25 protein-coding genes and 2 pseudogenes are annotated in these 23,948 nt (G+C 59.9%); 18 read left to right on the forward strand and 9 right to left on the reverse strand.

The window, feature by feature from the left end:
* Positions 1–230 precede the first annotated feature (230 nt).
* From G9X67_RS05755 to G9X67_RS05815, 13 genes and pseudogenes are all read left to right on the forward strand, one after another.
* Complete coding sequence (locus tag G9X67_RS05755) at positions 231–1,304, forward strand: ABC transporter ATP-binding protein (RefSeq protein WP_138390785.1); 1,074 nt, start codon at positions 231–233, stop codon at positions 1,302–1,304.
* Positions 1,305–1,363: 59 nt separating this feature from the next.
* Positions 1,364–2,263: an ABC transporter permease gene (locus tag G9X67_RS05760; RefSeq protein ID WP_138390786.1), complete on the forward strand. Its 900-nt coding sequence runs from the start codon at positions 1,364–1,366 to the stop codon at positions 2,261–2,263.
* A gap of 2 nt (positions 2,264–2,265) precedes the next feature.
* Positions 2,266–3,111, forward strand: a complete 846-nt coding sequence (locus G9X67_RS05765; RefSeq protein WP_138390787.1) for an ABC transporter permease — start codon at positions 2,266–2,268, stop codon at positions 3,109–3,111.
* On the forward strand, positions 3,111–3,854 hold the full coding sequence (locus tag G9X67_RS05770; RefSeq protein ID WP_138390788.1) for a glucose 1-dehydrogenase: 744 nt from the start codon (positions 3,111–3,113) through the stop codon (positions 3,852–3,854). Before G9X67_RS05765 ends, G9X67_RS05770 begins: the two co-directional genes overlap by 1 nt.
* A 13-nt stretch (positions 3,855–3,867) precedes the next feature.
* On the forward strand, positions 3,868–4,635 hold the full coding sequence (locus G9X67_RS05775) for a glucose 1-dehydrogenase (RefSeq protein ID WP_138390789.1): 768 nt from the start codon (positions 3,868–3,870) through the stop codon (positions 4,633–4,635).
* A gap of 112 nt (positions 4,636–4,747) precedes the next feature.
* On the forward strand, positions 4,748–5,980 hold the full coding sequence (locus G9X67_RS05780) for an extracellular solute-binding protein (RefSeq protein ID WP_138390790.1): 1,233 nt from the start codon (positions 4,748–4,750) through the stop codon (positions 5,978–5,980).
* Positions 5,981–6,055: 75 nt separating this feature from the next.
* Entirely contained in the window at positions 6,056–7,165 is a 1,110-nt protein-coding gene (locus G9X67_RS05785; RefSeq protein ID WP_138390791.1) for an ABC transporter ATP-binding protein, read from the forward strand.
* 38 nt (positions 7,166–7,203) lie between these two features.
* Positions 7,204–8,085, forward strand: coding sequence for a polysaccharide deacetylase (locus G9X67_RS05790; protein WP_171598355.1), 882 nt, complete (start codon positions 7,204–7,206; stop codon positions 8,083–8,085).
* Between the two features lie 56 nt (positions 8,086–8,141).
* Complete coding sequence (locus G9X67_RS05795) at positions 8,142–8,477, forward strand: hypothetical protein (protein WP_138390792.1); 336 nt, start codon at positions 8,142–8,144, stop codon at positions 8,475–8,477.
* On the forward strand, positions 8,467–9,537 hold the full coding sequence (locus G9X67_RS05800; protein ID WP_138390793.1) for a GTP-binding protein: 1,071 nt from the start codon (positions 8,467–8,469) through the stop codon (positions 9,535–9,537). The genes G9X67_RS05795 and G9X67_RS05800 overlap by 11 nt, the downstream gene beginning before the upstream one ends.
* Positions 9,537–10,757, forward strand: coding sequence for an extracellular solute-binding protein (locus tag G9X67_RS05805; RefSeq protein WP_171598356.1), 1,221 nt, complete (start codon positions 9,537–9,539; stop codon positions 10,755–10,757). The genes G9X67_RS05800 and G9X67_RS05805 overlap by 1 nt, the downstream gene beginning before the upstream one ends.
* Before the next feature lie 11 nt (positions 10,758–10,768).
* Positions 10,769–12,130 carry an amidase gene (locus tag G9X67_RS05810; RefSeq protein WP_171598357.1) on the forward strand — a complete coding sequence of 454 codons (1,362 nt, stop codon included), beginning with the start codon at positions 10,769–10,771 and terminating at the stop codon, positions 12,128–12,130.
* A gap of 396 nt (positions 12,131–12,526) precedes the next feature.
* Positions 12,527–12,927, forward strand: a pseudogene (locus G9X67_RS05815) (LysR substrate-binding domain-containing protein); the annotation flags it as partial.
* A gap of 162 nt (positions 12,928–13,089) precedes the next feature.
* Here the strand turns inward: G9X67_RS05815 and G9X67_RS05820 are convergent.
* From G9X67_RS05820 to G9X67_RS05830, 3 genes are read right to left on the reverse strand one after another with little or no spacing between them, the layout of a single operon-like run.
* Positions 13,090–14,094, reverse strand: a complete 1,005-nt coding sequence (locus tag G9X67_RS05820; RefSeq protein WP_138390796.1) for a DUF3618 domain-containing protein — start codon at positions 14,092–14,094, stop codon at positions 13,090–13,092.
* Positions 14,094–14,510: a phage holin family protein gene (locus G9X67_RS05825; RefSeq protein WP_138390797.1), complete on the reverse strand. Its 417-nt coding sequence runs from the start codon at positions 14,508–14,510 to the stop codon at positions 14,094–14,096. Before G9X67_RS05825 ends, G9X67_RS05820 begins: the two co-directional genes overlap by 1 nt.
* Positions 14,503–15,072, reverse strand: coding sequence for a nutrient deprivation-induced protein (locus G9X67_RS05830; RefSeq protein ID WP_138390798.1), 570 nt, complete (start codon positions 15,070–15,072; stop codon positions 14,503–14,505). Before G9X67_RS05830 ends, G9X67_RS05825 begins: the two co-directional genes overlap by 8 nt.
* Positions 15,073–15,492: 420 nt before the next feature.
* On the opposite strand from G9X67_RS05830, the gene G9X67_RS05835 reads away from it, so the two are divergent.
* Entirely contained in the window at positions 15,493–15,792 is a 300-nt protein-coding gene (locus tag G9X67_RS05835; RefSeq protein ID WP_171598358.1) for a hypothetical protein, read from the forward strand.
* A gap of 368 nt (positions 15,793–16,160) precedes the next feature.
* On the opposite strand, the gene G9X67_RS05840 is transcribed toward G9X67_RS05835, so the two are convergent.
* Complete coding sequence (locus G9X67_RS05840; RefSeq protein ID WP_246413240.1) at positions 16,161–17,258, reverse strand: EamA family transporter; 1,098 nt, start codon at positions 17,256–17,258, stop codon at positions 16,161–16,163.
* A gap of 90 nt (positions 17,259–17,348) precedes the next feature.
* On the opposite strand from G9X67_RS05840, the gene G9X67_RS05845 reads away from it, so the two are divergent.
* Positions 17,349–17,966, forward strand: coding sequence for an ABATE domain-containing protein (locus G9X67_RS05845; RefSeq protein WP_138390800.1), 618 nt, complete (start codon positions 17,349–17,351; stop codon positions 17,964–17,966).
* A gap of 239 nt (positions 17,967–18,205) precedes the next feature.
* Here G9X67_RS05845 and G9X67_RS05850 read toward each other — a convergent pair whose 3' ends face one another.
* Positions 18,206–19,381, reverse strand: a complete 1,176-nt coding sequence (locus G9X67_RS05850; protein WP_138390801.1) for a zinc-dependent alcohol dehydrogenase — start codon at positions 19,379–19,381, stop codon at positions 18,206–18,208.
* Between the two features lie 664 nt (positions 19,382–20,045).
* On the opposite strand from G9X67_RS05850, the gene G9X67_RS05855 reads away from it, so the two are divergent.
* Positions 20,046–20,543: a sigma-70 family RNA polymerase sigma factor gene (locus G9X67_RS05855; protein WP_171598359.1), complete on the forward strand. Its 498-nt coding sequence runs from the start codon at positions 20,046–20,048 to the stop codon at positions 20,541–20,543.
* 1 nt (position 20,544) lies between these two features.
* Here G9X67_RS05855 and G9X67_RS05860 read toward each other — a convergent pair whose 3' ends face one another.
* Together G9X67_RS05860 and G9X67_RS05865 are read right to left on the reverse strand one after the other, a co-directional pair.
* Complete coding sequence (locus tag G9X67_RS05860) at positions 20,545–20,952, reverse strand: response regulator (protein WP_138390826.1); 408 nt, start codon at positions 20,950–20,952, stop codon at positions 20,545–20,547.
* Positions 20,953–21,103: 151 nt separating this feature from the next.
* Positions 21,104–21,286 (reverse strand): DUF2934 domain-containing protein, encoded by a 183-nt coding sequence (locus G9X67_RS05865; protein ID WP_138390803.1) that lies wholly within the window; start codon positions 21,284–21,286, stop codon positions 21,104–21,106.
* Positions 21,287–21,406: 120 nt separating this feature from the next.
* On the opposite strand from G9X67_RS05865, the gene G9X67_RS05870 reads away from it, so the two are divergent.
* On the forward strand, positions 21,407–21,619 hold the full coding sequence (locus G9X67_RS05870) for a hypothetical protein (protein WP_210258796.1): 213 nt from the start codon (positions 21,407–21,409) through the stop codon (positions 21,617–21,619).
* A gap of 49 nt (positions 21,620–21,668) precedes the next feature.
* On the opposite strand, the pseudogene G9X67_RS05875 reads toward G9X67_RS05870, so the two are convergent.
* A pseudogene (locus G9X67_RS05875) lies at positions 21,669–22,045 on the reverse strand (DUF4142 domain-containing protein).
* A 268-nt stretch (positions 22,046–22,313) separates the two neighbouring features.
* Between G9X67_RS05875 and G9X67_RS05880 the strand changes: the two are divergent.
* Positions 22,314–22,682, forward strand: a complete 369-nt coding sequence (locus G9X67_RS05880) for a hypothetical protein (RefSeq protein WP_171598360.1) — start codon at positions 22,314–22,316, stop codon at positions 22,680–22,682.
* A 373-nt stretch (positions 22,683–23,055) separates the two neighbouring features.
* Here G9X67_RS05880 and G9X67_RS05885 read toward each other — a convergent pair whose 3' ends face one another.
* Complete coding sequence (locus G9X67_RS05885) at positions 23,056–23,922, reverse strand: SDR family oxidoreductase (RefSeq protein ID WP_281412504.1); 867 nt, start codon at positions 23,920–23,922, stop codon at positions 23,056–23,058.
* Between the last annotated feature and the right edge of the window lie 26 nt (positions 23,923–23,948).

Consider the following 23,948-nt stretch of genomic DNA (forward strand, 5'->3'; position numbering starts at 1 on the left):
AAAGCCTATTGAATACAAAAATCATTCATGTCATAGTTTTTGCAATGCAGGCGCTCGCAAGAAGCGTAACAGGTGGAACTTTCTTAAAAACGCCAAGGAACATCTCTTGACGCGCGTGTGATGTTTGCGCGAACGGCTTTTGCTTGCCTGCCGGGACCTATCAGCGGTTCGGGTATGGGCGAAGCTTTGCCGGAAGAATGTTCCTTGCCTTTGAAACTGGCAGGATAGCGATGTCGGCAGCTCTTCAACTCATGAACGTCTCGAAATCCTACGGCGACCTCAAGGCGTTGGACAGGGTCGAACTGGCCTTGCCCGATGATGCCTATATCTCGCTTCTCGGCCCGAGCGGGTCCGGCAAGACCACGCTTCTGCGGGTGATTGCCGGTTTCGAGGAGCCGGAACAGGGCGCGATCCTGTTCGGCGGCAAGCGGATTGACGGCATCGCGCCGCACAATCGCGGTATCGGTTTCGTCTTCCAGAATTTCGCCCTGTTTCCGCATCTTTCGGTCTCGGAAAACATCGCCTTCGGCCTTGTCAACCGCGAGCTTAACCCGGTCACCGATGCCGCCAGCGTCAAGGCCAGGGTGCGCGACATCATTTCGCTGGTCGGACTGACGGGCCTTGAAGACCGGGCCGTGACGCAGATTTCCGGTGGCCAGCGCCAGCGCGTCGCTCTGGCCCGCACGCTGGTGACCGAGCCGAAGATGGTTCTGCTCGACGAGCCGCTCGGCGCGCTCGACGCCAATCTGCGCTCCCGGATGCGCACCGAACTGCGTGCTATCCGCGAGCGCTGCGGCGTCACCTTCCTGCATGTCACCGGTAGCGAAAGCGAGGCGCTCGCCATGGGCGATACGGTGCTGGTGCTCGACCGTGGGCACATCGCCCAGTCCGCTCACTCCGATCTCCTCTACAACCGCCCGGCATCGTCTGCCGTCGCGCGCTTTCTCAATTGCTACAATCTGTTTTCCGGCAGTGTTGCAGGTGATGTTTTCGTCAGTCCGACCGGACGATTTGCGCTGGGGGGCTTTCGCCAGCCGGCATCGCAGCCTGCCTATGCGATCCGCTACGACCGGGTCGATATCCGCGAGCAGAATGCGCCGATCCTTCAGGGAGAGGTTCGTCTGGAGGGCATTTTCGTCGCCAGCGAATATTCCGGGGCGGCAATCAATTCTTTCTTCGCGCTCGATGACGGCCGAGTGTTCGAGGTGGAATCGCACCTCAGCCGCTCCGCACCGCAAACCTATGTCGAGAAAGGCCGCTACGCGCTGGTCTGGAAGCGGGAGGACGCTCTTGTCTTTGCCTGAAAACGCCCTGCCTGAAAAGTCCGGTCGCAAACGCCCTTGCCTATTCTGGAGAATGAGAGATGACGATGGTCGCGATTGGCGATGAAGCGCAGGTCGAAACGACCAGCAAACGGAAGTTCTCCGGCCCCGCGTTCTGGCTGCTGGCGCCCGGCGTGATCTGGATGGTGCTGTTTCTGGTGCTGCCGATCCTGATGATGGTCTATGTCTCGTTCTGGACGCAGACGACCTTCAAGATCGAACCGACCCTGACGCTGAGGAGCTGGATCACCTTCTTCAGCAGCGAGACCTATCTGGGTGCGCTCTGGACGACGGTGCGCATCTGGCTGATCGTGCTATTCTCGACGGTGCTGGTCGGCTATCCGGCCGCCCTTTTCGTCGGTCTGTTCGTCAGGAACAAGACGATCCAGACCGTTCTTCTGGTCCTCTGCGTCATTCCCTTCTGGACCTCGTTCCTTATCCGCGTCTTGGCTTGGCGGCCGATGCTCGGCAAGGAAGGTGCGATCAACCTGATCCTGATGAAGATCGGTGTCGTCCAGCAGCCGATCGAGATCCTGCTATTTTCCGAACTGTCGGTCATCATCGGCATGACGCAGATCTACTGCGTCTTCATGGTCGGTCCGATCGCTTTCATGCTCGGCCGTATCGATCCTTCGGTGATCGAGGCTGCACAGGATCTGGGAGCCAGCTTCGGCCGCATCTTCCGCACCATCATCCTGCCGCTGTCCATGCCGGGCGTGGTCGTCGGCGGCATCTTCGTCTCGGTTATGGTTCTTGGCGAATTCGCCACCTCGGCCGCACTTTCGGGCCGCAAGGTCAACCTGCTCGGCAACATCATCGTTACCCAGGTCGGGTCGCTCAAATGGGCCTTCGCGGCGGTGGCAGGCGTGGTGCTGACGATCCTCATGGGCGCCGTGGTCGCTGCCTTGCTCAGGATCGTCGATCTCAGGAAGGAGCTCTGATCATGAACGCAACCGGCATCAAATTCGGTCTCGGCACCTATACCGCGCTCTTCCTCGTCTTCCTGTACGGGCCGCTCGTGGTTCTGGCGATCCTGTCGTTCCAGACAGGGCCGGAAGGCGGACCGCAGTTTCCAATCATCGAATGGTCGACCTACTGGTACAAGCATCTCTTCGGTCTGACGCCGCCCTCGCGCATCGCACCGTTGCCGATTGAGCAGGCGCTCGTCCGGTCGATGGGGCTGGCGGTGATGACGATGATCGTCTCGACGGTTCTCGGTGTTTCGGCGGCGCAGGCGTTCCGTCGCAAGTTCAAGGGCTCGGGCTTTGTGTTCTATCTGATCGTGCTCGGCATGATGGTGCCCGGCGTGCTCGTCGGCCTCGGCATGGCGCTGGTTGCCAACTCGCTCGGCATCGACCGCCATTGGTGGGGCACGGCCTTCGTGCTGCACGTCGTCTATACTTTCCCCTTCGCCTTTCTGGTTATGCTGGCCATTTTCAACCGCTTCGATCCGAGCGTCGAAGAGGCGGCCTGGTCGCTCGGGGTCTCGCCGGCGCGGACCTTCCGCAAGATCACCTTTCCGCTGATCTTTCCGGGCGTGCTGTCGGCCATGCTGTTCGCCTTCACGCTGTCTTACGACGAGTTCTCGCGCACGCTGTTTGCCTCGGGCCGTGACCTGACGTTGCCGCTGGCCATCTACGGCACTTTCTCGGTGGAAGTGCATCCGAATGTCTTCGCCTTCGGGGTGCTGACCACACTGTTCTCCTTTGCGCTGCTGGGCACCTACGCCGTGCTGATGACGCTGTCCGTGCGCCGCGCCAAGCAGACGGCAATCCAGGAGGAGGCGTGATGGTGACGCAAAAGCGCTCCGCGATCGTCACGGGTGCCGGCTCCGGTATCGGCCGGGCCATCGCCCACAAGCTGGCAGCCGAGGGCTACGCGGTGATGGTCAACGATCTGTCGCTGGTCCGGGCCGATGCGGTCGCCGGTGAAATTCAGGCGGCAGGCGGAACGGCTGCCGCCATTGCCGGGGACGTGTCATCCGAAGACGACGTGGCTGCCATCCACGCCGCTGCGGTGACGGCGCATGGCGAGACGCATCTCCTCGTCAACAATGCCGGCATCGCCCATCAGGCGCTGTTCGAAAATCTCGAGGTCAAGGATTTCGACCGGATGTTCGCCGTGCATGTGCGCGGCACCTTCCTGATGACCAAGGCGGTGCTACCGGCGATGCTGGACCGCGGCGAGGGGGGCGTCGTCAATGTCGCCTCGCAACTCGGCCAGATCGGCGGCGTCGAGCTTGTGCATTATTCCAGCGCCAAGGCGGCCATCATCGGCATGACCAAGGCGCTGGCCCGCGAGGTTTCCAAGCGCGGCGTGCGGGTGAACGCCGTGGCGCCGGGGCCGATCAACACGCCGCTGGTGATGGCGCTGTCCGACGACTGGCGCACCGCCAAGAAGGCCCAACTGCCGCTTGGGCGTTTCGGCGAGCCTGAGGAGGTGGCCGAAACGGTCGCCTTCCTCGCATCGTCGGCAGCGAGCCTGTTCGTCGGCCAGACGCTCGGGCCGAATTCCGGCGATGTGATGCTGTGAGAGGGACAAAACCATGACTGGACCATCGAAACGTATTGCCATCGTCACCGGCGCCGGGATCGGCATCGGGCAGGCGACGGCCAAGGCGCTTGCCGCGCGTGGCGACCACGTCATCGTCACCGACATTCTGGAAAAGCAGGGAATGGAGACAGCGCAGGCCATTCTGTCGGCTGGCGGATCGGCGGAATTCCAGCTTTACGACGTGCGATCGACCGAGGCCACCGAGGCGCTGGTGGCAGACATAGAAACCCGCCACGGCGGTATCGATGTGGTCGTCGCCAATGCGGGAATCGCACACCGCACGCCGCTGGCAAATCTCACCGACGAAAAGTGGGACCTGACCTTCGACATCGATCTCAAGGGCATTTTCCGGCTGGCGCGGGCGGCGGCTCCCGGCATGCGTTCGCGCAAATCCGGCAGCATCGTCGCGCTTTCCTCGATCATGGGCATCGCCTATGGCTGGGACGAGCATGTGCATTATTCGGCGGCCAAGTCCGGCGTCATCGGCCTCGTGCGCGGTCTGGCCGTGGAATTGGCGCGAGACGGCGTGCGGGTCAACGGCATCGCGCCCGGATACATCCGAACGGCGCAGCTTCTGTCCGAAGAAAATTCTCTGGGTCCGGCTGGGGCTGAAAAGGCTGCCGAATTCATCCCGATGGGGCGGCTCGGCACGCCTGACGATATCGCGGACGTCATCGCATTTCTGGCGTCGAACGACGCGAGATACATGACCGGCCAGGTGCTGGTCGTGGATGGAGGCCTCCTCGTGGGGCGCTACTGAACCGTTGAGGCTTGAGCGGTGGCTGTTATCGCCGCCAGCGGCCTGCGGAGACTGAGGAAGGGGCCGCGATCAAACGGGGTTCCGGGGAATAACAATCAACTGGAGAAGAGACATGTCCAACATGGAAATCAATCGCCGCTCCCTTCTGAAGCGGTCCGCAGGCGTCATGGCGCTTGCCATGGGCGGCGGCACGCATCTGCTGTCGTCGCGCGCAGCCTATGCGCAGGCGGCCGACCTTGCCGGCCAGCAGCTGCGCACTATCGGCCTTTCGGTCACGGTTCAGGAACGCATTCTTGAAGAATTCAAGAAGGCGTCCGGCGTCGGCGGCACCTCTGGAACGGCAGCGACCTTCCCGGATGCGCAGACCAAGATCCTGTCCGGTTCGAAGGACTATGATTGCTGGGAAATCATCGCCGAGCGTCTGCCGTCGATCGTCATGACCGACAATGTCGAAGTGATCCCGGCCGCATCGTTGAAGAACTGGGCGAACATTCGCGAGGTGTTCACCAAGCCGAGCGACAAGTGGGACGTGAAATCGCAGATCACCGGCCAGATCTGGGCCGACGAGGCGCAGACCACGCTCAACATGGTGCCTGCCGTCTATAACTACGATTCGATCGGCTACAATCCCGACGTCGTCAGCGCCGAGGAAGCCAACACCTGGGCGGCGATCTTCGATCCGAAGTGGAAGGGCAAGTCCGGCCTCAACACCGACCCGCTGATCGCTTTCGGCCAAGCCATCATGGCGATGAACACCCTCGGCCTTTCCAACGTAAAAAATCCCGGCAATGCCACGGCGGCTGAAATCGACGAGGCGGCTGCGTTCCTGATTTCGAAGAAGAAGGAAGGTCAGTTCCGCGCGCTGTGGGGTGATTTCGGCGAGCTCGTCAACTTGATGGCATCGGGCGAAATGGTCGTCTGCGACGCCTGGCAGCCGGCGGTCATGGCCGTCAAGGCGCAGGGCAAGCCCTGCAAGTACGCGGTGCCGAAGGAAGGTTATCGCGGCTGGGCGATCGGCCCAACGATGATCGCCGGTACGACCAACAAGGAAGCCGTTATCGCCTACGCCGACTACTGGCTTTCCGGGGAGCCCGGCATCGCGGTTTCCGAGCAGGGCTACTATTCGCCATCGACGAACATCAAGGATGTCATGGCACCGGAGAAATATGCCTTCTGGTATGAGGGCAAGCCCTGGGTCGGCGCGGAAGAGCGCGGCATCAAGGAAGGCGATCTTCGGGACGGTGGTTCGCTTGAGGAGCGCGCGGCCAATGTCGCCTATTGGCACCAGTGGCCGGATGAATACGACCACCTCATCCAGAAGTGGGATGAGTTCCTGAGCGCATAAGCTTCTTTCTACCCTCCCCCTCTCAAGGGGAGGGTACACAATCAGACGTATCCCAGACCGTCCGGAGCGACACCCATGATCTACGACCTCGAACTCAGAAATGTTGGCAAGGTCTACGACAACGGCACACCGGCCGTCATCGACTTCAACCTTTCGGTCACCAAGGGCGAGTTTATCGCGTTTCTCGGACCGTCCGGCTGCGGCAAGACGACGACGCTACGTATGATCGCCGGCTTCGAGGGGATTTCCTCCGGCGACATGATGATCAAGGGCGTGCGGATGAACGACGTGTCGCCGCAGGGGCGGCCGACCTCGATGATCTTCCAGAGTTATGCGTTGTTTCCGCACATGACCGTGCGCCGCAATGTCGGCTACGGTCTGGAGGTCAAGGGCCTGGCAAGGGCGGAGCGTGATGCCAAGGTCGATCGCATCCTTGCGACACTCGGCCTGGAGGATATCGCCGATCGCAAGCCGGACAAGTTGTCGGGTGGCCAGCGCCAGCGCATCGCGCTTGCACGCGGCCTCGTCGTGGAGCCGGATATACTGTTGCTCGATGAGCCGCTCGGCGCGCTCGACGCCAATCTGCGCAAGGCGATCCAGAACGAATTGAAATTGCTACAGAAGACACTGGGCATCACCTTCATCTTCGTCACTCACGCGCAGTCGGAAGCACTGGCGCTGTCCGACCGCATCGTCGTCATGAATCAGGGCCGCATCGAGCAGATCAGCCCGCCGCATCAGCTCTATACAAGGCCGAACACGCCGTTCGTGGCTCAGTTCATCGGCCGCAACACAATCTTTCAGGGCGAGGTGCAGGGCGCCGACGGGGAAAACACCGCCGTGTCTACGCCTGTCGGCATGCTGTCGGGGCGCGCCAATGGCACAGTGCCCGGCAAGACCAAGGTCAATCTGGTCATTCCCGCCGAGGCGATCGAAGTACATGCGGCCGATGCACAGTTGCGCGAGCGTCTTGTCGGCAAGATCGGCGGCAATGTCGTCGATGCGCGGATCGAGCGGTTCGACGTGGTCGGCCACGTCTCGCACCTGACGGCCAGTCTGCCGGACGGGCGCTCCGTCGCGCTCGAGGCGCACATCGACAAATATCAGCCCGAGGCCTTTCCGGTCGGCTCCGGCGTTCTTCTATCCTGGAACCCGGCGGAAGCCACCGTCATTCCGGTCCACTGAAACACTTTCTGATAAGAAACCACAAGGAGACATAACCCATGGCGAAGGAAATCTTTTGCAGCTTCGGCGTTGACGTTGATGCCGTTGCAGGCTGGCTCGGATCGTATGGCGGCGAGGATTCGCCGGACGATATTTCGCGCGGGCTTTTTGCCGGCGAGGTGGGCAGCCCACGCCTGCTGAAGCTGTTCGAGCGTTTCGGTATCAAGACGACCTGGTTCATCCCCGGTCACTCGATCGAGACCTTTCCGGAGCAGATGCAGGCGGTGGCTGATGCCGGCCACGAGATCGGCATTCATGGCTATACCCATGAAAACCCGATCGCGATGACCCGCGAGCAGGAAACCGAAATTTTCGACAAGTGCATCGATCTCGTCACCAAGCTTTCCGGCAAGCGGCCGACCGGCTATGTCGCGCCGTGGTGGGAGTTTTCCAACGTCACCAATGAATTGCTTCTTGAGCGCGGCATCAAGTACGACCACTCGCTGATGCACAACGACTTCACGCCCTACTACGTGCGTGTCGGCGACAGCTGGACCAAGATCGACTATTCGAAGAAGCCGTCCGACTGGATGGTCCCGCTGAAGCGCGGCCAGGAAACCGACCTGATCGAAATTCCCGCTTCCTGGTATCTCGACGACTTGCCGCCGATGATGTTCATCAAGAAGGCACCGAACAGCCACGGTTTCGTCAATCCGCACGATATCGAGCAGATGTGGCGCGACCAGTTCGACTGGGTCTATCGCGAAATGGATTATGCCGTCTTCCCGATCACCATCCATCCGGATGTCGCCGGCCGTCCGCAGGTGCTGATGATGCTGGAGCGGCTTTTTGCGCATATGAGCAAGCATCCGGGCGTCAAGTTCGTTACCATGAACGAGATCGCCGACGATTTCGCCAAGCGCTTTCCGCGCAAGAAGTAAACGGCAAGACGAGGAGCGGGCGATGTCGGCTCCTTTCACATATTCAAGGAAATACTATGTGCTCGCTGTGCGGGGTTCTCGGAGGAAATGAACACTGGGCCGATGCGGTGGCGCGGCCCGGCGTTTTCACGCGCAATGTCGAGCGGATCGACCGGCGGCGCGAGCGTGCCAACCGGGTGCGGGTGGCAAACCGGGTGCTGGCGGGTTTCGGCATGACGCTGTCGGACTGGCAGGGGGCGTCCTTTGTGTTGTCGACGCGTACCGGCAAAAGCGAGATCATCGAAGATCTCGGCCATCTCTGGCCGGCTGCCGAGCGGCTTTCAGGCCGGATCTGCGATCCCCTGAATATCGATATCATCGGGCGGATGGAGGCGGCGCGCGATGGCGAATAGCCCGGCCTTTACTCCTGTCAACCTGCTCACCGGCTTTCTCGGCTCGGGCAAGACGACGCTGCTGAAGCGGCTGCTGACCGACCCGGCGCTGGCAGAGACGGCCGTGCTCATCAACGAGTTCGGCGAAGTCGGCCTCGATCATTATCTGCTTGAGCGGATCGACGAGACGATGGTGTTGCTGCAATCGGGATGCCTCTGCTGCACCGTTCGCGGTGAACTGGCCGATGCGCTGCGCGACCTGCATTCCAGGCGCGAGCGTGGGCTCATTCCGAATTTCAAGCGCGTGGTGATCGAAAGCACCGGCCTTGCCGATCCCTTTCCCGTGCTGTCGACGTTGAAGGCCGACCCGGTGTTGCGGCATCACTTCCGGCTGGGCAACGTCATCGCGACGGTCGATGCCGTGAACGGCATGCGCCAGCTCGATACCTATATCGAATCCAACCGGCAAGCGGCGATCGCCGACCGGCTGGTGTTGACGAAGACGGACATTGCCGATGAAGACGGTCTGGACCTTCTTCGGGAGCGGCTGCGGCGGATCAACCCCGATGCCGCTCTGCTATCAACGGCGGATAAGGAGCTGGATGTCGCGGGGCTGTTTGACGAGGCTGTTGCCACACGTGGCAGCATCGCTCAATCGCCGAGCGGCTTTTATTGCGAAACACCGGCCATGCTGGAGACGGCCGACGGCGGCACCCATCAGGCGGCCGTCACCTCCTTCGTCATGAGCGTCGAGGGGGCCATAGACTGGACTGCGTTCGGCGTCTGGCTGACCATGTTACTCCACCGGCACGGCGAACGGGTGTTGCGGGTGAAGGGCATCCTCAATCTTGAGGGCGAGGCCCGGCCCGTGGCCATCCATGGCGTGCAGCATCTTGTTCACCCGCCCACGCATATGGCTGCCTGGCCCTCGGACGATCGCCGCTCGCATATCGTCTTTATTGTTGACGGACTCGATGCCAGTCTGCTGAAACGGTCCTTCGAGGCCTTCACCCTCGCAGGACCGGAGCCCTCCCTGGCGGGGGGAGCACCGTCAGCACGACAGGACGTCCAGACCTCTTGATGAACAAGCATCATCCAAACCCGCAACCACCTGCCACGCCTGCGCTTCATCTTCAGGGCCGGCCGAAGCTGCGCGTGCTCGGCACGGCAATCTCCCTGCTGGAGGAACTACGTCTGCAGGCCGAGCAGGATCTCGGCATCGACGTCACCTTCGATAACAACGACTTCCTGACGACGCAGCACAAGGCGGCGCAGGAGCCTGGAAGCTACGACATTTACGACCAGTGTTTCCACAATCTGGATATCGTCTGGTACTGGCGCGCCGTGCAGCCGATCGATACCAGCCGGATCAAGCTGTGGTCCGAGATCAACGATCTCACCAAGACCGGGCATATCGGGCCTAACGCGCGGCTGGGACAGGGCGATGTACCGGCCAAGAAGCTGTTCGTACAGCCGAACCTCGCGCTTGGCGATACGCCATCGCCGCGCATTTCGATGTTGCCGACGACGCACAATTTCGACAGTTTCGCCTACCGTACTGACGTGGTGAAGCATACCGTCGAGATGAATTCCTGGGCGTCGCTGCTGAACGAGAAATGGGCGGGCCGCGTCTCCTTGGTCGATGAGCCGGCCATCGGCATTTTCGATGCTGCGCTGGCCGCGCAGGCGGCAGGACTGATGTCGTTCAACAATATCGGCAATATGACGGTGGCCGAAATCGACCGGCTGATCGATCTACTGGAAGCACGCAAGAAGGACGGTTTCTTCCGGGAGTTCTGGCGAACGGCAGAGGATGCCGCTCGGTTGATGGTCGATGCTGAAACCGATGTACAGAGCATGTGGTCGACGGGGATTAACATTCTGAATGGGCAGGGCATTCCCGTCGAGCAGGCGGTCCCCGTCGAGGGCTACCGAGCCTGGCATGGCGGTCTGTGCCTGTCAAAAGATCTGAGTGGCCGGATGCTCGATGTCGCCTACGAATATCTGAACTGGTGGATATCAGGCTGGCCCGGTGCCGTCGTCGCGCGTCAGGGTTATTACATCTCGACGCCGCAACGTTCCCGGCAGTTCATGATGCCGGCAGAGTGGGATTACTGGTACGGGGGGCTCCCCGCCGCCACCGATCTTCCCGGCCCGGATGGATCGGTGCGAATTCGCAAGGGCAGCATAAGGGCCGGCGGGTCATACTGGCAAAGGGCAAACTGCATCGCCGTTTGGAACACGACGATGGATGAACACAATTATCTCGTCCGCCGGTGGATGCAGCTTGTCGGGCGGTAGAAGGGGAATGCATGATGCCGTCTCACGGTGGAAAAACAGTCGCCCAGCTTTCCGTGCTGATCCAGAACGGCGCGCTTGATCCGGTGGCGCTCGCTGAGGAAACATTTGTCGCCATTAACAGCTGCAAGGACCAGTCGATCTTCGTCAACCTGCTGGAACAGCGGGCGAGGGCTGAAGCCGCAGCTTCGTCCAAGCGCATCAGGGATGGTCGTTCGCTTGGCCTGCTCGACGGCATTCCGGTTGCCTGGAAGGATCTTTTCGATATCGAGGGGCTTGCAACAACGGCCGGCTCCACCGTGCTCAAGACATCGGTACCCGCAACTCGGGACGCCGATGTCGTTGCGGCGCTTGCCGGGGCCGGCATGGTCAGCATCGGCCGTGTCAATATGAGCGAGTTTGCCTTTTCAGGGCTCGGCATAAATCCTCACTACGGAACGCCGCAGAACCCGGCCTCGACCGATGGTGCACGGTTGCCCGGCGGTTCTTCGTCCGGCTCCGGCGTTGCGGTGGCATCCGGACTGGTCCCGGTTTCGATCGGGACGGACACGGGCGGATCGGTTCGCATCCCGGCAGCCTTCAACGGCATCGTCGGCTACAAGGCAACCCGCGGCCGCTATTTCATGCGAGGTGTTTTCCCGCTGTCGAAAAGCCTCGATTCGCTCGGGCCGCTCTGCCATACCGTGCAGGATGCGGTGTGGATCGATGCGGCGATGCGCGGCCTCGGCGCACCCGATGTTCGCCGTAGCTCGGTCGAGGGTCTTTCACTCGTCGTTCCCGAAACCATCGTTTTCGATGATGCGGAAGCGGGCGTGGTGTCGGCCTTCGAGGCGGCCTTGAAGCTGCTGGAAAAGTCCGGGGCAAAAATTCGGCGGCAGGCGTTTCCGGCCTATGCCGCAATCTTTGAGCTGATGGCGAAATACGGCCCGCTGGTGACGGCGGAAGCCTTCGTGCTGCACCGGGAGCGTTTGGCTGGACCGGAGGCCGAGGGAATGGACCCTCGCGTGGTTGCTCGCACGCGGCTGGGCGAGAAGATCACTACGACAGGCTATATCGAGACATTGGCCACCCGTGAGCATCTGATGGCGGAATTTGCGTCAAGCATCGGACCGGGCGAACTGGTCGTGTCGCCGACCTTGCCGCATGTCGCGCCCCTGACCGCACCGCTTTTGATCAACGACGAGCTTTTCGTGAAAACCAATGCCAAGACGTTGCGCAACACGCTGATCGGCAACTTCCTCGACGGCTGCAGTGTCTCGATCCCCTGTGGCGTGGGCGATGCCGGCATGCCTGTCGGTCTGCTGCTTTCCGGCTTGCCGAATGGCGACGAGCATTTGCTTTCGGTCGCGCTGGCCACAGAAGATGCCATACGATAGCTCCAATCTGACTGTGCTATTCTTGCTGATTGCTGAAGCACCTCGGTCTCGACTGACTTCGCGAGGACTACCTTCTAGCGTGATGCTCCGCGCTTGCGTGTAAGCGGTTGCCACCTCAGAAAGATCGCCATAGCGGACGAGCACCCTCTAGTTTCTGTGGTCTTCGCTGGGCTGCTAAGTGCCTTCGGGTATAAGAGGCGATGTCGTCTCGGACGTATTTGGGGCGTAGCGCTGCACGTGAATGACCGGATCGCCAGTTCGAATCCTACAAGGCGTTCACATCTGGCCCCAAAGCGGCACTGCGGCGATCGCTGGTTCAAGGAGCGGACCGGCGCGCCGGGGGCTGTCGATCCCGGTTTCCGGCTTTTTGCCGCATAAGGCAGATCAGGATCGACGACCACCGGTGTGCTGCCAGCGTTTCTGGCAAAGATCGCCCGAAAGTACCCAGATATCCGCATCCATACCGCACACGGCAATACCGGCGAAATCATCCGCGGCCTGGAAAGCGGCCAGATCAATCTCGGCTTCATCAGGCCGGTGGAAGACATCGGCTCCTTGCGCTCTCCTCGATCGCCCATGAGCGATATCTGTTGGCGTCGCCCGTACCAACCGGCTGCCGGAGCAGGCGGAAATCGCCATCGACGACCTGCGCTCGGAAAAGATCATCGCCGTCAATCGCAAGGACCTCTCCTACACCGAGCGGTACTTCAACGAAAAGTTCGAGGAATACGACCTGACCGGCAACGCTGGTCTCGGCCGGCCTTGGCATCGGCTTTGCGCCGGAATGGACCGAGGGCATGCTCGAGTAACTGCCGCACCGGGTTGCACGATATTCGAGGCCGCGTCACCGCCGGCGCTCATGGCGGCGCCATCGCTCACGTTTCCGCAAGCGTCGATTCGCTTACCGGACGCATGCGCGATTAAAGGATGTGACTCAGCGATTCGCGCCGTCGCGGCTGTCAATTCGATTGGCGATCACTACCCTGCGTACCCGCCTTGAATCCATCGACCTCAGTGACGACACGATCCTTGACGGCATCGTGGGCATCTGAGGCGATCGAAGCTGCCTTTTCGTAGACCTCCGTTGCCACCTCTTTGCCTTGGTCAACAACGTCCAGCGCCTGAGCGCTGAGCTTGTCTGTGGTGGCATCGGAAGCCTCGCCGAGCAACTCGTCTTCAGTGTCGGTGTGCGGCAACGCTGCGCCGATAGCCGCTCCGACGGCGAAAGCCAGAGCGCCCCCCACCAACGGCTGATCGCGGAACTGCGTGAGGATTATCTTGTTGAGCTTGCTGGTTTGCTCTTGGAGACTTGTCGCCGCTGAAGACGATTGGGTAGACAGCGAGCTCGCGGCCGCGGACGCACGCGCACTCATCCCGCTTGCGGCGCTTTTTGCCTGCTCCCATCTCTCCGCTGCCCAGCCAGTTGCCGCGTCGAACATTGCACCCGTCTCGTCGGTGATCTGATCGACGTGTTTGCCGGTGGCATCCGCAAACCCGCGATAAGACTTACCTGCTTCATCGACGAAGTGACCCGCACGATCTCCGGTTTCATCGGTCAGCGCCTTAAGCCTCTTGCCAGAGCTGTCTGCGAAGTGACTGTAGCGCGATCCGTTCTCAGTCTCGGGTGGGCCAAGACGGCGGACCGCGCCGTTCGCCGGATATAGCGGATATTCAGGTTCGGGCTGATGGCTGGCAGCCGTGCTTGCCGGGGTACCCTTGGCCATGAGCCACGCAAGGCTCACACCCATCAATGCGACGGGCAGTGGATTTGCCTTCAGCGCTTGGCCGAGGTTGCTAACATACTCTCCCCCGCCGCTGCCCTTTGCGTAGGCAAGGACCTCATCGACCAACTGGCCTGGCGACATCCGTTCTTGAATAGCGTCGATGCGATCTCCGATGCGCTGGCGATCCTGATCAATCTCTCTCTGAAGGTCGGCGGATGTTTTTTCGGTTGAAGTTTCCATCAGATTTTTTCCTTCACAACGTCGACGTCGCGGCGAAGCGAGGTCGCGGTTCGATCCAGTTTCATGTTGCTTTTACGAAGTGCAGTGAGGCCTCGAGAGACCATCGCCCACGCGATGAGAGCGATGACCACGCCTACGATAAGGGAGGCGAGCGCACCGGCGCTTGTTTCGGTCAAACCCTGAGTGACCAGGAAGGCCGCAACCCCTGCAACCAGGGCGCTCAGCAGGACGCCCACAGCGCCCACCGCAAGGACAAGCCCGAAAATAACCACTTCTACGCCGTTGAGCGCTTGCGAGAATTTTTCGGACACCTCCGTCTTCGCGAGATCTATTTCCTTGCGTAACAGGCCCGTGACATCGGCAACGAGACCGCCAATCAGCTCTGAAAGGGGAACACTGTCAGGAGATTTAGCCATTGGTGTAGCCTCCCGTCGCAGATGACGCCCTGGGCGTAGCCGGGGGTGTCCGCCTTGTTGCTTGTGTTGGCGGTCGCTTGGCGGAAGCAGTCAAAAATCTGCTCGCGCTCAATCCCGCAAGTGCTGCAATGCCAAGAAACGCTAGCGGCTGCTTGCGGCCGAATTCCTCAGCCATGGCCGCGATTTCGCCGATGTCTTTGTCTTTCATCTGCGTGGCGAAGCCTTGGACGCTTCGTCCGATCTGCTTGGCATAGCGTCCGACCTCCGGTTGGTCGGATGCTTCCAGTTCAGCGCCTACTTTCTCAAGCGCCGTTGCCACGCCGCCAACCTGGCGGGCAGCGAAGTTCGTTTGATCGGAAACCACCTCTTTGACCTTCTCGACTGCGGTATCCGCTCCTTCTTTTATGGTGTCTTTGGCGGCGGTCACGTCATCAGCCAACTTCTCCTTCAATCCCGCAAGTGACGAGGAAGGTTGCGGTGATGATACTGCATCCCCAGATTGCAATGATGTCTCGGATGACGGCCTTGGCCTGCCATCCATTTCTGTGAATTCGTTTGACACTGAAGCCTCCCATGACTGAACGAGCGGCGGTTGCCGCACCCACGAACCTTGAGTGGCCGGCTTTGTTCCCCGACTTTTAAGCGATGTTGCTGCCTTCGACCCCGGCAGCCCTTGGCGTTACGGACGCGGTCCCGTGCGTGGGATTATCCTACCGGCCCTCAGAGTAACGAGCGGCGCTCCATCATCCACAACGTGGTTCACGCACGTCCGGTTGGCGGCCATTTTTGCCGTTCTTATTGGGGGCAAAAGCCGCCGACTTCCGCAGGGGGAGAAAACCCGCGAAGAGATTGCTTGTGGAGGGGCGCGCACCATATGTCTTCCTTGGCGAACCTATCATCTCCTTCGGCGTCGGATAATCCGGAACAGAAGAGCGATCGTGATGTTAGGGAGTCGCAACGTAACCTACGAAGGAAATGAAAAATGAATATCAAGCTCATCTGCGTGTCGCTGCTTGCGGCTGGGATGGCCACAAGCGCTTTTGCCCAGTCCAGCACCGGAGCTGGAACGACGATGGAACCCAATGCCGCCGGTGCCGATGAGCAGCCGATGACATCTGATCCAAGCTCAACCGGCAGCACGTCGAATAGACCAATGGGCTCGACCATGCCAGGAGGTTGCAGCGGCGGTAGTGATCCTGCAAGCTCCACTGCTTCGGGCTCGGTCCAGACCCAGGGTGGTTTGAGCGACGCGACACCACAGGGTCAGGCGTGCGCTCAGTAAGCAGGCAGGCCTCCAAAAGAATAAGAGGCGGCGGTAGCATGACATCAATGATACCCGCCGCCGCCAATTCATGCGATTGTCTTGACCGCGTCCTGGCGAATGAGATGGCTTAGCGGATTGCGCCAGAACCTACCTCCTACTCCATGACGGTAGAGAGCCATGTCGGCTTCCGCGTCACGTTATGCACATAGCTTTCTCAAAACCGCATGATGTCACATCCCTGACGATTTCAAGCAGCTCCGATCCATCGGTCGTTGACCGCATCGCGACTGAAGGCTTGGTATCGCGCTTTCCGATTGGGGGAGACTCAGCGGCGAGCCTTGGAGGGCTACGGAGAGAGGGGAGGTGCGGCCGCATAATAGTGGATGTTAACGCCTCCCCGAGCGATTTTCAGCCTCACCGCAGTCGCTCAGGGCAGGCCCGGTTGCAGGCTCACGGTATTGCCGACCCTCTTCGATGAACGCGCGAATTTGGCGTTCGGGGTCGTTGTCTAGATCTTCGTGAGGCCGTTTCCAGTCGGGTACACTTTCAAGAGCGGCTGCTTCGGTTGCTGGCGCTCCTGACATGGCGAGGTAGGCGCCACTCAGCATCACGATGATGCCAATCACATCCATTACGGTGATCTGCTCGGCGAAGACAGCGGCGCCAAGGGCGACAGCGATCACCGGTGACACGAAGGCATAGCTGCCTGCGCGAGATGCGCCGATATCTCGCAGCAGGCGCATGAAGGTCGTGTAGCCGATCAGCGAGCCGAAGATCACAAGGAAGAACCAGCCGAGCCAGGCGACTGTGCCCCAGTCGCCGGATAGGGCGGAAACTGCCCCCGGTTCGAAAGCCAGGGCTGCAATCAGCAGCACGATGCCTCCGACCAAGGTCGTCACACCTGAAACGAACAAGGCCGGATAGGTTCGCAGAAGTGGACGGGCCAGCACCGAGCCGTAGCCATAGGTGAAGGCCGCTGATGCAACCGCCAATCCGCCCCATAGGCTCGCGCCTGGGAAGGCTTCAGCAGCGGGCAGACTTACATAGGCGGAGGCCGGCCAGAACAGGACGACCAGTCCACAGACCCCCAGAGCGATCGCAAGGATGCGACGGCCATCCAACGTCTCTTCGTTGAGCAGGAGAGCGAACACGAGGAGTGCGATGGGGGTGAGCGACATTTCCAGAACGGCGGCAGTCCCGGAATCGATGTATTGCATGCCCCAGAACAGCGGGCCGTAGCAGAGCGTAATCATCAGGATGCTGACGACGAGAAAGCGAAAGCCGTCTTGCACCTTGAAGCTAGCAGTCTCGCCTTTGGCCAGCGTATATAGAAGAAGCAAAATACCGGCCGCGGTGAAACGGGTGCCGGCAAACAGGAGAGGCGGAACGGCCTCGATGCCCGCCTTCGTTCCGATCCAGGTGCTCCCCCAGATCATGCACAGCATCAGAAAGCGCAGCTGATTTTTGTTGACGCAGGTGAGCATGAGGGCTCCGATCATTGTAACGAGTAAAAGTTATTTATCTCGTTACAACCCGCTCTTGTTCAAATCGTTCCGCAGAACGATATTCAAGTCATGAATACGCAAAAGACGATCTACGACATCAGCCTTCTTGGCGGTCATCCGGCACTCGACTTCGTCAACACGGTCGATAGTCGCGGTGAACGTTGGGGCCGGGATTTCCTGAATAGCTACGATGACCTCGTGGCCTGGGCCTGTCGTCTCGATGTGATCGATGACGAGGAACGCGACACCTTGCTCGTCAAGGCTGGCAAATCGGCTGCTGACGCTGAAAAAGAACTTGAACAAGCAAAGGCCTTGCGGGAGGTCCTCTACCGGCTCTTCCTGTCCGAGTTTGATGAAAGCCCGGTCAGCCAGGAAGATCTCGATTTTGTCGCCGACATGGCCCGACGTGCGCAGTCGCAACAATCACTGGGCCTAGTTGCGGGCAATATCGCGTGGCGTCCTGCGGATGCCAAGGACTTGAATGCAATCAGAAGCCGTGTCGCTCAGTCAGCTGCCGAACTGCTGACGTCGCGAGACGGACGCCGTCTTGTGCGCGCGTGCCAAGGTCGAAATTGCGGCTGGCTTTTCCTGGACCAGTCTCGTGGCGGTCACAGGCGGTGGTGCTCGGACAAGACCTGCGGATCGCATGCACGAGTGCGCAAGTTCCGGGCTGCCCAAGCCGACTGAAGGTGGATTGTGTTACGGCAAAGAACTTCAGGGAAACTATCATGGTTACGGAAAGGGACGTGCTGCGCCAACGGCTGGCCACCAAAACGGCATGGGTGAGGCCTCTGGCTTAGGTCCCCTCAAGGCAGGATAGCACGACGCGGCGCACCGCATACATCGCTTGGTACGAGGGAAGCCGCGTCATTACCGTTTACGCGCTCGCGTCCGGCGGAGCGCGTTTACCGTTCGTGCATTTCTAATTAGGGAGTCAGCACAACTTTGATGCAATTGTCCTTCTTGTCCCGGAACGTCTCGTAAAGTTCGGGACCGTCTTCCAGTGTCGCGCGATGTGTGATCACGAAGCTAGGGTCGATCTCGCCTTCCTCGATGCGGCGCAAGAGGTCCAGCGAGTATCGGTTCACGTGCGTCTGTCCCGTACGGATCGTCAGGCCCTTGTTCATGGCGGCGCCGAATGGGATCTTGTCAAGAAAGCCGCCATAGACGCCAGGTACTGAAACAATGCCACCTGGCCGGCACGCCATGATCGCAGTTCTGAGGGCATGGGGCCTGTCGGTCCCCAGCAAAGTAGCGGCTTTGACCTTATCGATCACCGCATCGAACGACGCCGTCGCATGAGACTCCGCGCCAACCGCGTCGATACACTTGTCGGCGCCGTGACCATGGGTAATGTCCTTAATGCGGTCGGGTATTGTGCCGTCGATCTCATCGAAATTGATGATCTCCGCTCCCGCGAGCTGTGCCAGCGCCAGCCTTTCTTGCACATTATCGATTGCGATCACGCGTGCGGCGCCCTGCATAAATGCGCTCTTGATGCAGAACTGGCCGACCGGGCCGCATCCCCACACAGCGACTATATCGGTCGGCTCTATTTCGCAATTGGCAGCCGCCATCCATCCCGTCGGAAAAATATCGCCGAGGAAGAGAGCCTGCTCGTCCGGGATGCCGTTTGGTATCACGATGGGAGAAACGTCGGCATATGGAACTCTGACGTATTCCGCCTGCCCCCCCGCAAACGCGCCTGTCAGATGAGAGTAACCAAAAAGGCCGGCCGTCTGATAGCCGAAAGCTTTTATTGCGTTATCAGCATTACGGTTGGTCCGCTCGCAAACCGACCAATTGCCTCTGAGGCACTGCGGGCATTCGCCACAGCAAATTGTAAATGGAACTACGACGCGATCGCCGACTTTAAGTTTCTTATTGGCGCGTCCGACATCCACGACTTCGCCCATAAATTCATGACCTAGAATGTCGCCCTTTTCCATAAAGGGAATATAACCATCCATAAGGTGGAGGTCCGAACCGCAGATTGCGCAGGCAGTCACCTTTACGATCACATCCCGCCCATCCTCGATCTTGGGGTCGGGGACGCTGTCACAACGAATGTCCCCCTTGCCGTGCCAGCATAGAGCTTTCATCTTCTATCTCCTCAAACGGACAATGCGCTATCCTCAGCGCGGATTTGGTGGTGGTTGAGAGAACCGACGCAAGTACACCGATGACATAGATCTCGATTGCGTCCCGGTCCGGAAGTCGATCCAGATCGGAGCGAGAATGATGACGGCAATGCCAACCGGAACGCGTTTAGGTTAGAAGGCCCCCATATAATGGAGTAGGCGGTGGATCTTCATCTGTACGACGCGCATTGCTAGTTCCCTTCGAGTGATGCCAACGAACCTTCGCCGTCGGCTATTGTTCCTGGGGCACAAAAAAACGCAGATTTCTTTTCGACCGCTCGACACCACGCCGACGATGACCAGCTAAAGTCATTTTTAGGCGCGCGCCGGGGTTCCCAGCGAGGGCTCTCTACTCAGGTGGGAGCAATCCCACGTTGCTCGCCAAAACCTTGAATGGCGGTTCCAGACCGGTGGTTCCCCGGACCGTCGGCCTGTGGGCTTCGTTGGTCATGCTGCTATTCCTTTGTTCTTGTGTTGCTTGCGGCATGGCTAACAGTGCGCTGGAACTGCGCGAATTCGGGGCTCGGATTCCGTCGTCGGCGAGCGCGGGCGCGGCTATAAGAATCCGCGATCCGAGTGGAACGGAACAGGCAAGGCGAAGTTCACTCACCAGAGGAGAACCCCAATGCCCACTGATAATCGTCAAGGTTTTACGGACGCCGAACTGCTTGAAAATATGCCGGCTCTCAGATCTTTCGCCAAACGCTTCAACCATTCGACGAGCGACATGGATGATCTTGTTCAGGAAACGCTTGCCAAAGCGATCGCGCATTCCGGGAAATATCAGCGCGGCACTCAGTTGCGCTCCTGGCTGTTCACGATCATGCGCAATACATTCTGCACCAAATTCAAAATATCCAAACGAGAACAGGTCGGTGGGGACGAAGATTCCGCCGCTTGGGCGTCGTCGCCGCCCTCGCAGATCTGGGAGTTGCGCGGCCGCGAGCTAGAGGTTGCGATTTCTGCCTTGCCCACTAACTATCGAACCGCCATCGTCCTGGTATTTGTTCAGGGTGTCAGCTATGAGGCCGCTGCAGACCGGTGCGGCGTTCCGATTGGGACAATCAAGAGCAGGGTCAACCGGGCTCGCTGTCATCTGACGAAGGCCCTCGACTGCGAATGATCTAGTGATATTCGCGTGCCCTTTGGCCGAACAACGCTTCCGCGATCTTTCCCAATTCGGTTGGCTTCTCGCAAAGCGCGAAGCCTGTGAACCTTGCCGGGATTACCGACGGGTCGAAGGCTGTGGCGAAGACAAATGGGATATCGCGGCGCTCAAGCTCGTCGGCGACCGGAAATACTAAATCGCCTTCCAGGTGGACATCCAGGATTGCTGCGTCGATCTGCTCATTCTCGACAAGATCCAGAGCGGCAGTCACACCAGCGACCGGACCGATAACTGTTGCGCCTGCTTTCTCAAGTTTCCGCCGTGTCTCATCCGCCAGAAAATATTCATCCTCGACGATCAGTACGCGCTTTCCTGCAAAGAGCTCGATGGCCAAATTTTCCAAATCCTCGCTCCTCCGCCCCATTGTGACGGGCTGGTATATAGATGATTTGTCCGCAGACAAGCGAGTGTGGTAGCAGCCATGGCGGGGTTATGAAACTAGACGCAATCATTCGACTGGCTTGTTTGAGCCGGTCCGGCCGGAACCACGCGATTTGCCACCCATCCGATCCGTTTTACCCCCCGCCTTGAACATGGCCGTCCTCGCCTGCCTGCGCTAACTGAGGCCGTGAACTGTCCGCCTGCGATTCCGCTTCGGCTTCCTGCCAGTGCTGCTCATGCCGTCCATCGGGCTTGCCTTCCCTTTCCCATTTAGCGTGAGCCAACTGCCGGACTGCTTCTTCCCGATCGTTTGCCATCGTACGTCTCCTTGATCTGGTTGGACAACCAACATGCCGCAGCGGCGAATGTTCCCGGCGTTTCCAAAGAGGGCTGGAACATTGGAAGAGCCGTGAGGTTGGCTCTTTGAAACCAGGAGAATGACGATGAATGGAACTGAGTGGGCGATGCTTTTCGGGACGCTGACGCTCATGTGCTGGATGGGAGCGGGTTTTGTTGCGGTTATACTCGACACCAAATATGAATCCCGGAATGAAGAAATGCGGAAGGGCTCCGAAGTCATCAAGCTCGGCCTGACTGCGCTTGGCCTCGTTTCCGCCTTCGCAATGGCCGCGGCAATTGTATTATTATGACAATGGCCCGACAGTGATGAAAAAACCGGCTTCCGGATCATCTCGACCGTCATTTCGATGCCGGGCCGCGGATTCGCGTCAAATGCATTCGAAGGTCCGGCAGGATCCTTTCAGCCGTCCGCTTGAGTTGCCCGTCCGGCCCCTGCTTTGAATAGCTGTCGAAGAGGTTCACGGCTTCTTCGTGCGCGGTCACTTGAGTGGAAAGATAGGCCTGATCGAGATTGGCGGCGTCGCTTTGCCGGAGGGCGGCCAGCTTCGCAGTATACTCGGCGTCGAGAGCGGCGGGCAGTTCGATGCCGTCCTGTTCGCGGCATCATTCAGAACGCCGTGATCCCTGATCATGTCATGCGCGAACTGTTTGGCGTCATCAGCCTTTCCGCTCGCGATCTCGATCTTCGCGGCCTCGATCTCGAACATGTTGGACATGGCGGCCTTCGCCGCGAAGTCGGTGGCGTGCTGCTTGGCAGCGTCGTCTGCTGCCGTGGCGGAAAATCCATTCAAGCAGACGAGAAGGGAGGCGAGAACGATTTCATGGAGGTCTCCATCACAGGAATTGCCGTCTGCAACCTCAGCGCGCGGCAAATGTGCCGGAGATTTTTGCCGAGCCGCAATCGGCGCTGCGCTTCGGCGAAAAACTTTGGAACTTCCGCATCGGGCGGCGGTTTGGTGCGGTCCACCCCAGGGAGTTTTTATGATGACGAATTCGAACCACCAGTCGCAGCGCCAGCCCGAGCAGGTGACCGAGAACACGACAGACGCGAGACAGGGGCGATACGGCAAGCCTGTGCTTGCGGTGCTCGTCGGTGGTCTCGTGCTGGCGATGGTTGCCTGGGGCGCGGCGGAGATCTGGGGAGAAAGCATCGACACCGATCCGAAACCCACGGCATCGACGGCCCCCGATCAAATCAACGCCCAGCCTCACGGCGCCGGAACGTTCGACAACAACCCGGCTGGCGGCGGCAGCCGGCCGCCCGAAGCTACCGATCGCGATCCTACGCCTCAAGGCAATGGCGGCGGTCCGACCATAGTGACGACACCCAGCGGCACCGAGAAGATCCGCTAATGCAATGGCCCGAGGTCGACGCATGGCCGGCGGATTCGAGGTATGCTCCAGTCACCCGACACAACCGGGAAGAAAAATGCGATAGCCCGAATGACGAACCGCGAGCGCACGACCGAGCGCAGGTTCGTGGCCACATCCTGTCTGGTGCGAGGACCTGCGGGTAGGTTCGACCTCGTAGCCGCTCCGACCGAGACCCACGCGGGGGCCAAAGACGCGCCGATGACCTCCCGCGCATGCGCGCAAAGGTGGGAGCCGGTGTCGACGAGCTTGCACAGGCATCTGCAAACGCCAAGGGTAAGAGGGCGGCCTAAGCGGGCGGACGGTCTTGAAAGGCCGTCATCGTTGACGCCTTTCTTATGGTCGGCCACTGCGATCAGATCATGATTTCCCCGCCGGTCACGGGGATGATTGCTCCGGTCATGTAGCTGCCGAGATCCGACGCGAGAAGAACGTAGGCACCGGCAAGCTCCGCAGGCTGTCCAGCACGCCCAATGAGTGTATTTGCTCCAAACTTCGCAGCTTTTTCGGCGGGCATCGTCGAGGGGATGAGCGGCGTCCAGATCGGGCCGGGTGCGACCGCGTTGACACGGATGCCTCGCTCGCCGAGCATCTCCGCAAGTCCCGCCGTAAAGTTGGAAATAGCCCCTTTCGTCGAGGCGTAGGCTAGCAGCTGGGGTGACGGCTGGCGCGACTGAATGGACGTGGTGTTGATGATGGCACTGCCGCGCGCCATATGCGGGATTGCCGCCTTCGCGAGAAAGAACGGAGCATAGATATTTGTGCGAAAGGTCTCGTCCCATTCTTCGGCATCGATATCGGCGATGTCGGCATAAGTGCGCTGAAAGGCGGCATTATTTACCAAAATGTCGATACCGCCCAACTCATCGACGGTCCGCTGCACGAGCATCTTGCAGTGATCCTCCGACTTGATGTCGCCGGGGATGACAACAGCTTTGCGACCTGCTTGCTTCACCCATTTTGCGGTGTCGTTGGCGTCCTCGTCCTCGCTTAAATACGAGATGACCACATCGGCGCCCTCTCGAGCAAAGGCGATCGCCACAGCTTTACCAATTCCCGAATCCGCACCCGTAATAAGAGCAGTCTTGCCTTCGAGCTTTCCATTTCCCCGGTAGGATTTCTCACCATGATCGGGCACAGGCTGCATGGCCGCTGTCTGGCCCGGCGGCTCCTGTTGTTGCGCAGGATAGGGCGGCGTCGGGCGGCGCGTGTCGTCGGTCATCGTCATGATCTCCTTGATGGTTGTGA

Origin of the sequence: Rhizobium sp. WYCCWR 11152 (assembly GCF_013087615.1) — a bacterium.
In the GTDB taxonomy this organism is placed as follows: Bacteria; Pseudomonadota; Alphaproteobacteria; order Rhizobiales; family Rhizobiaceae; genus Rhizobium; species Rhizobium indicum.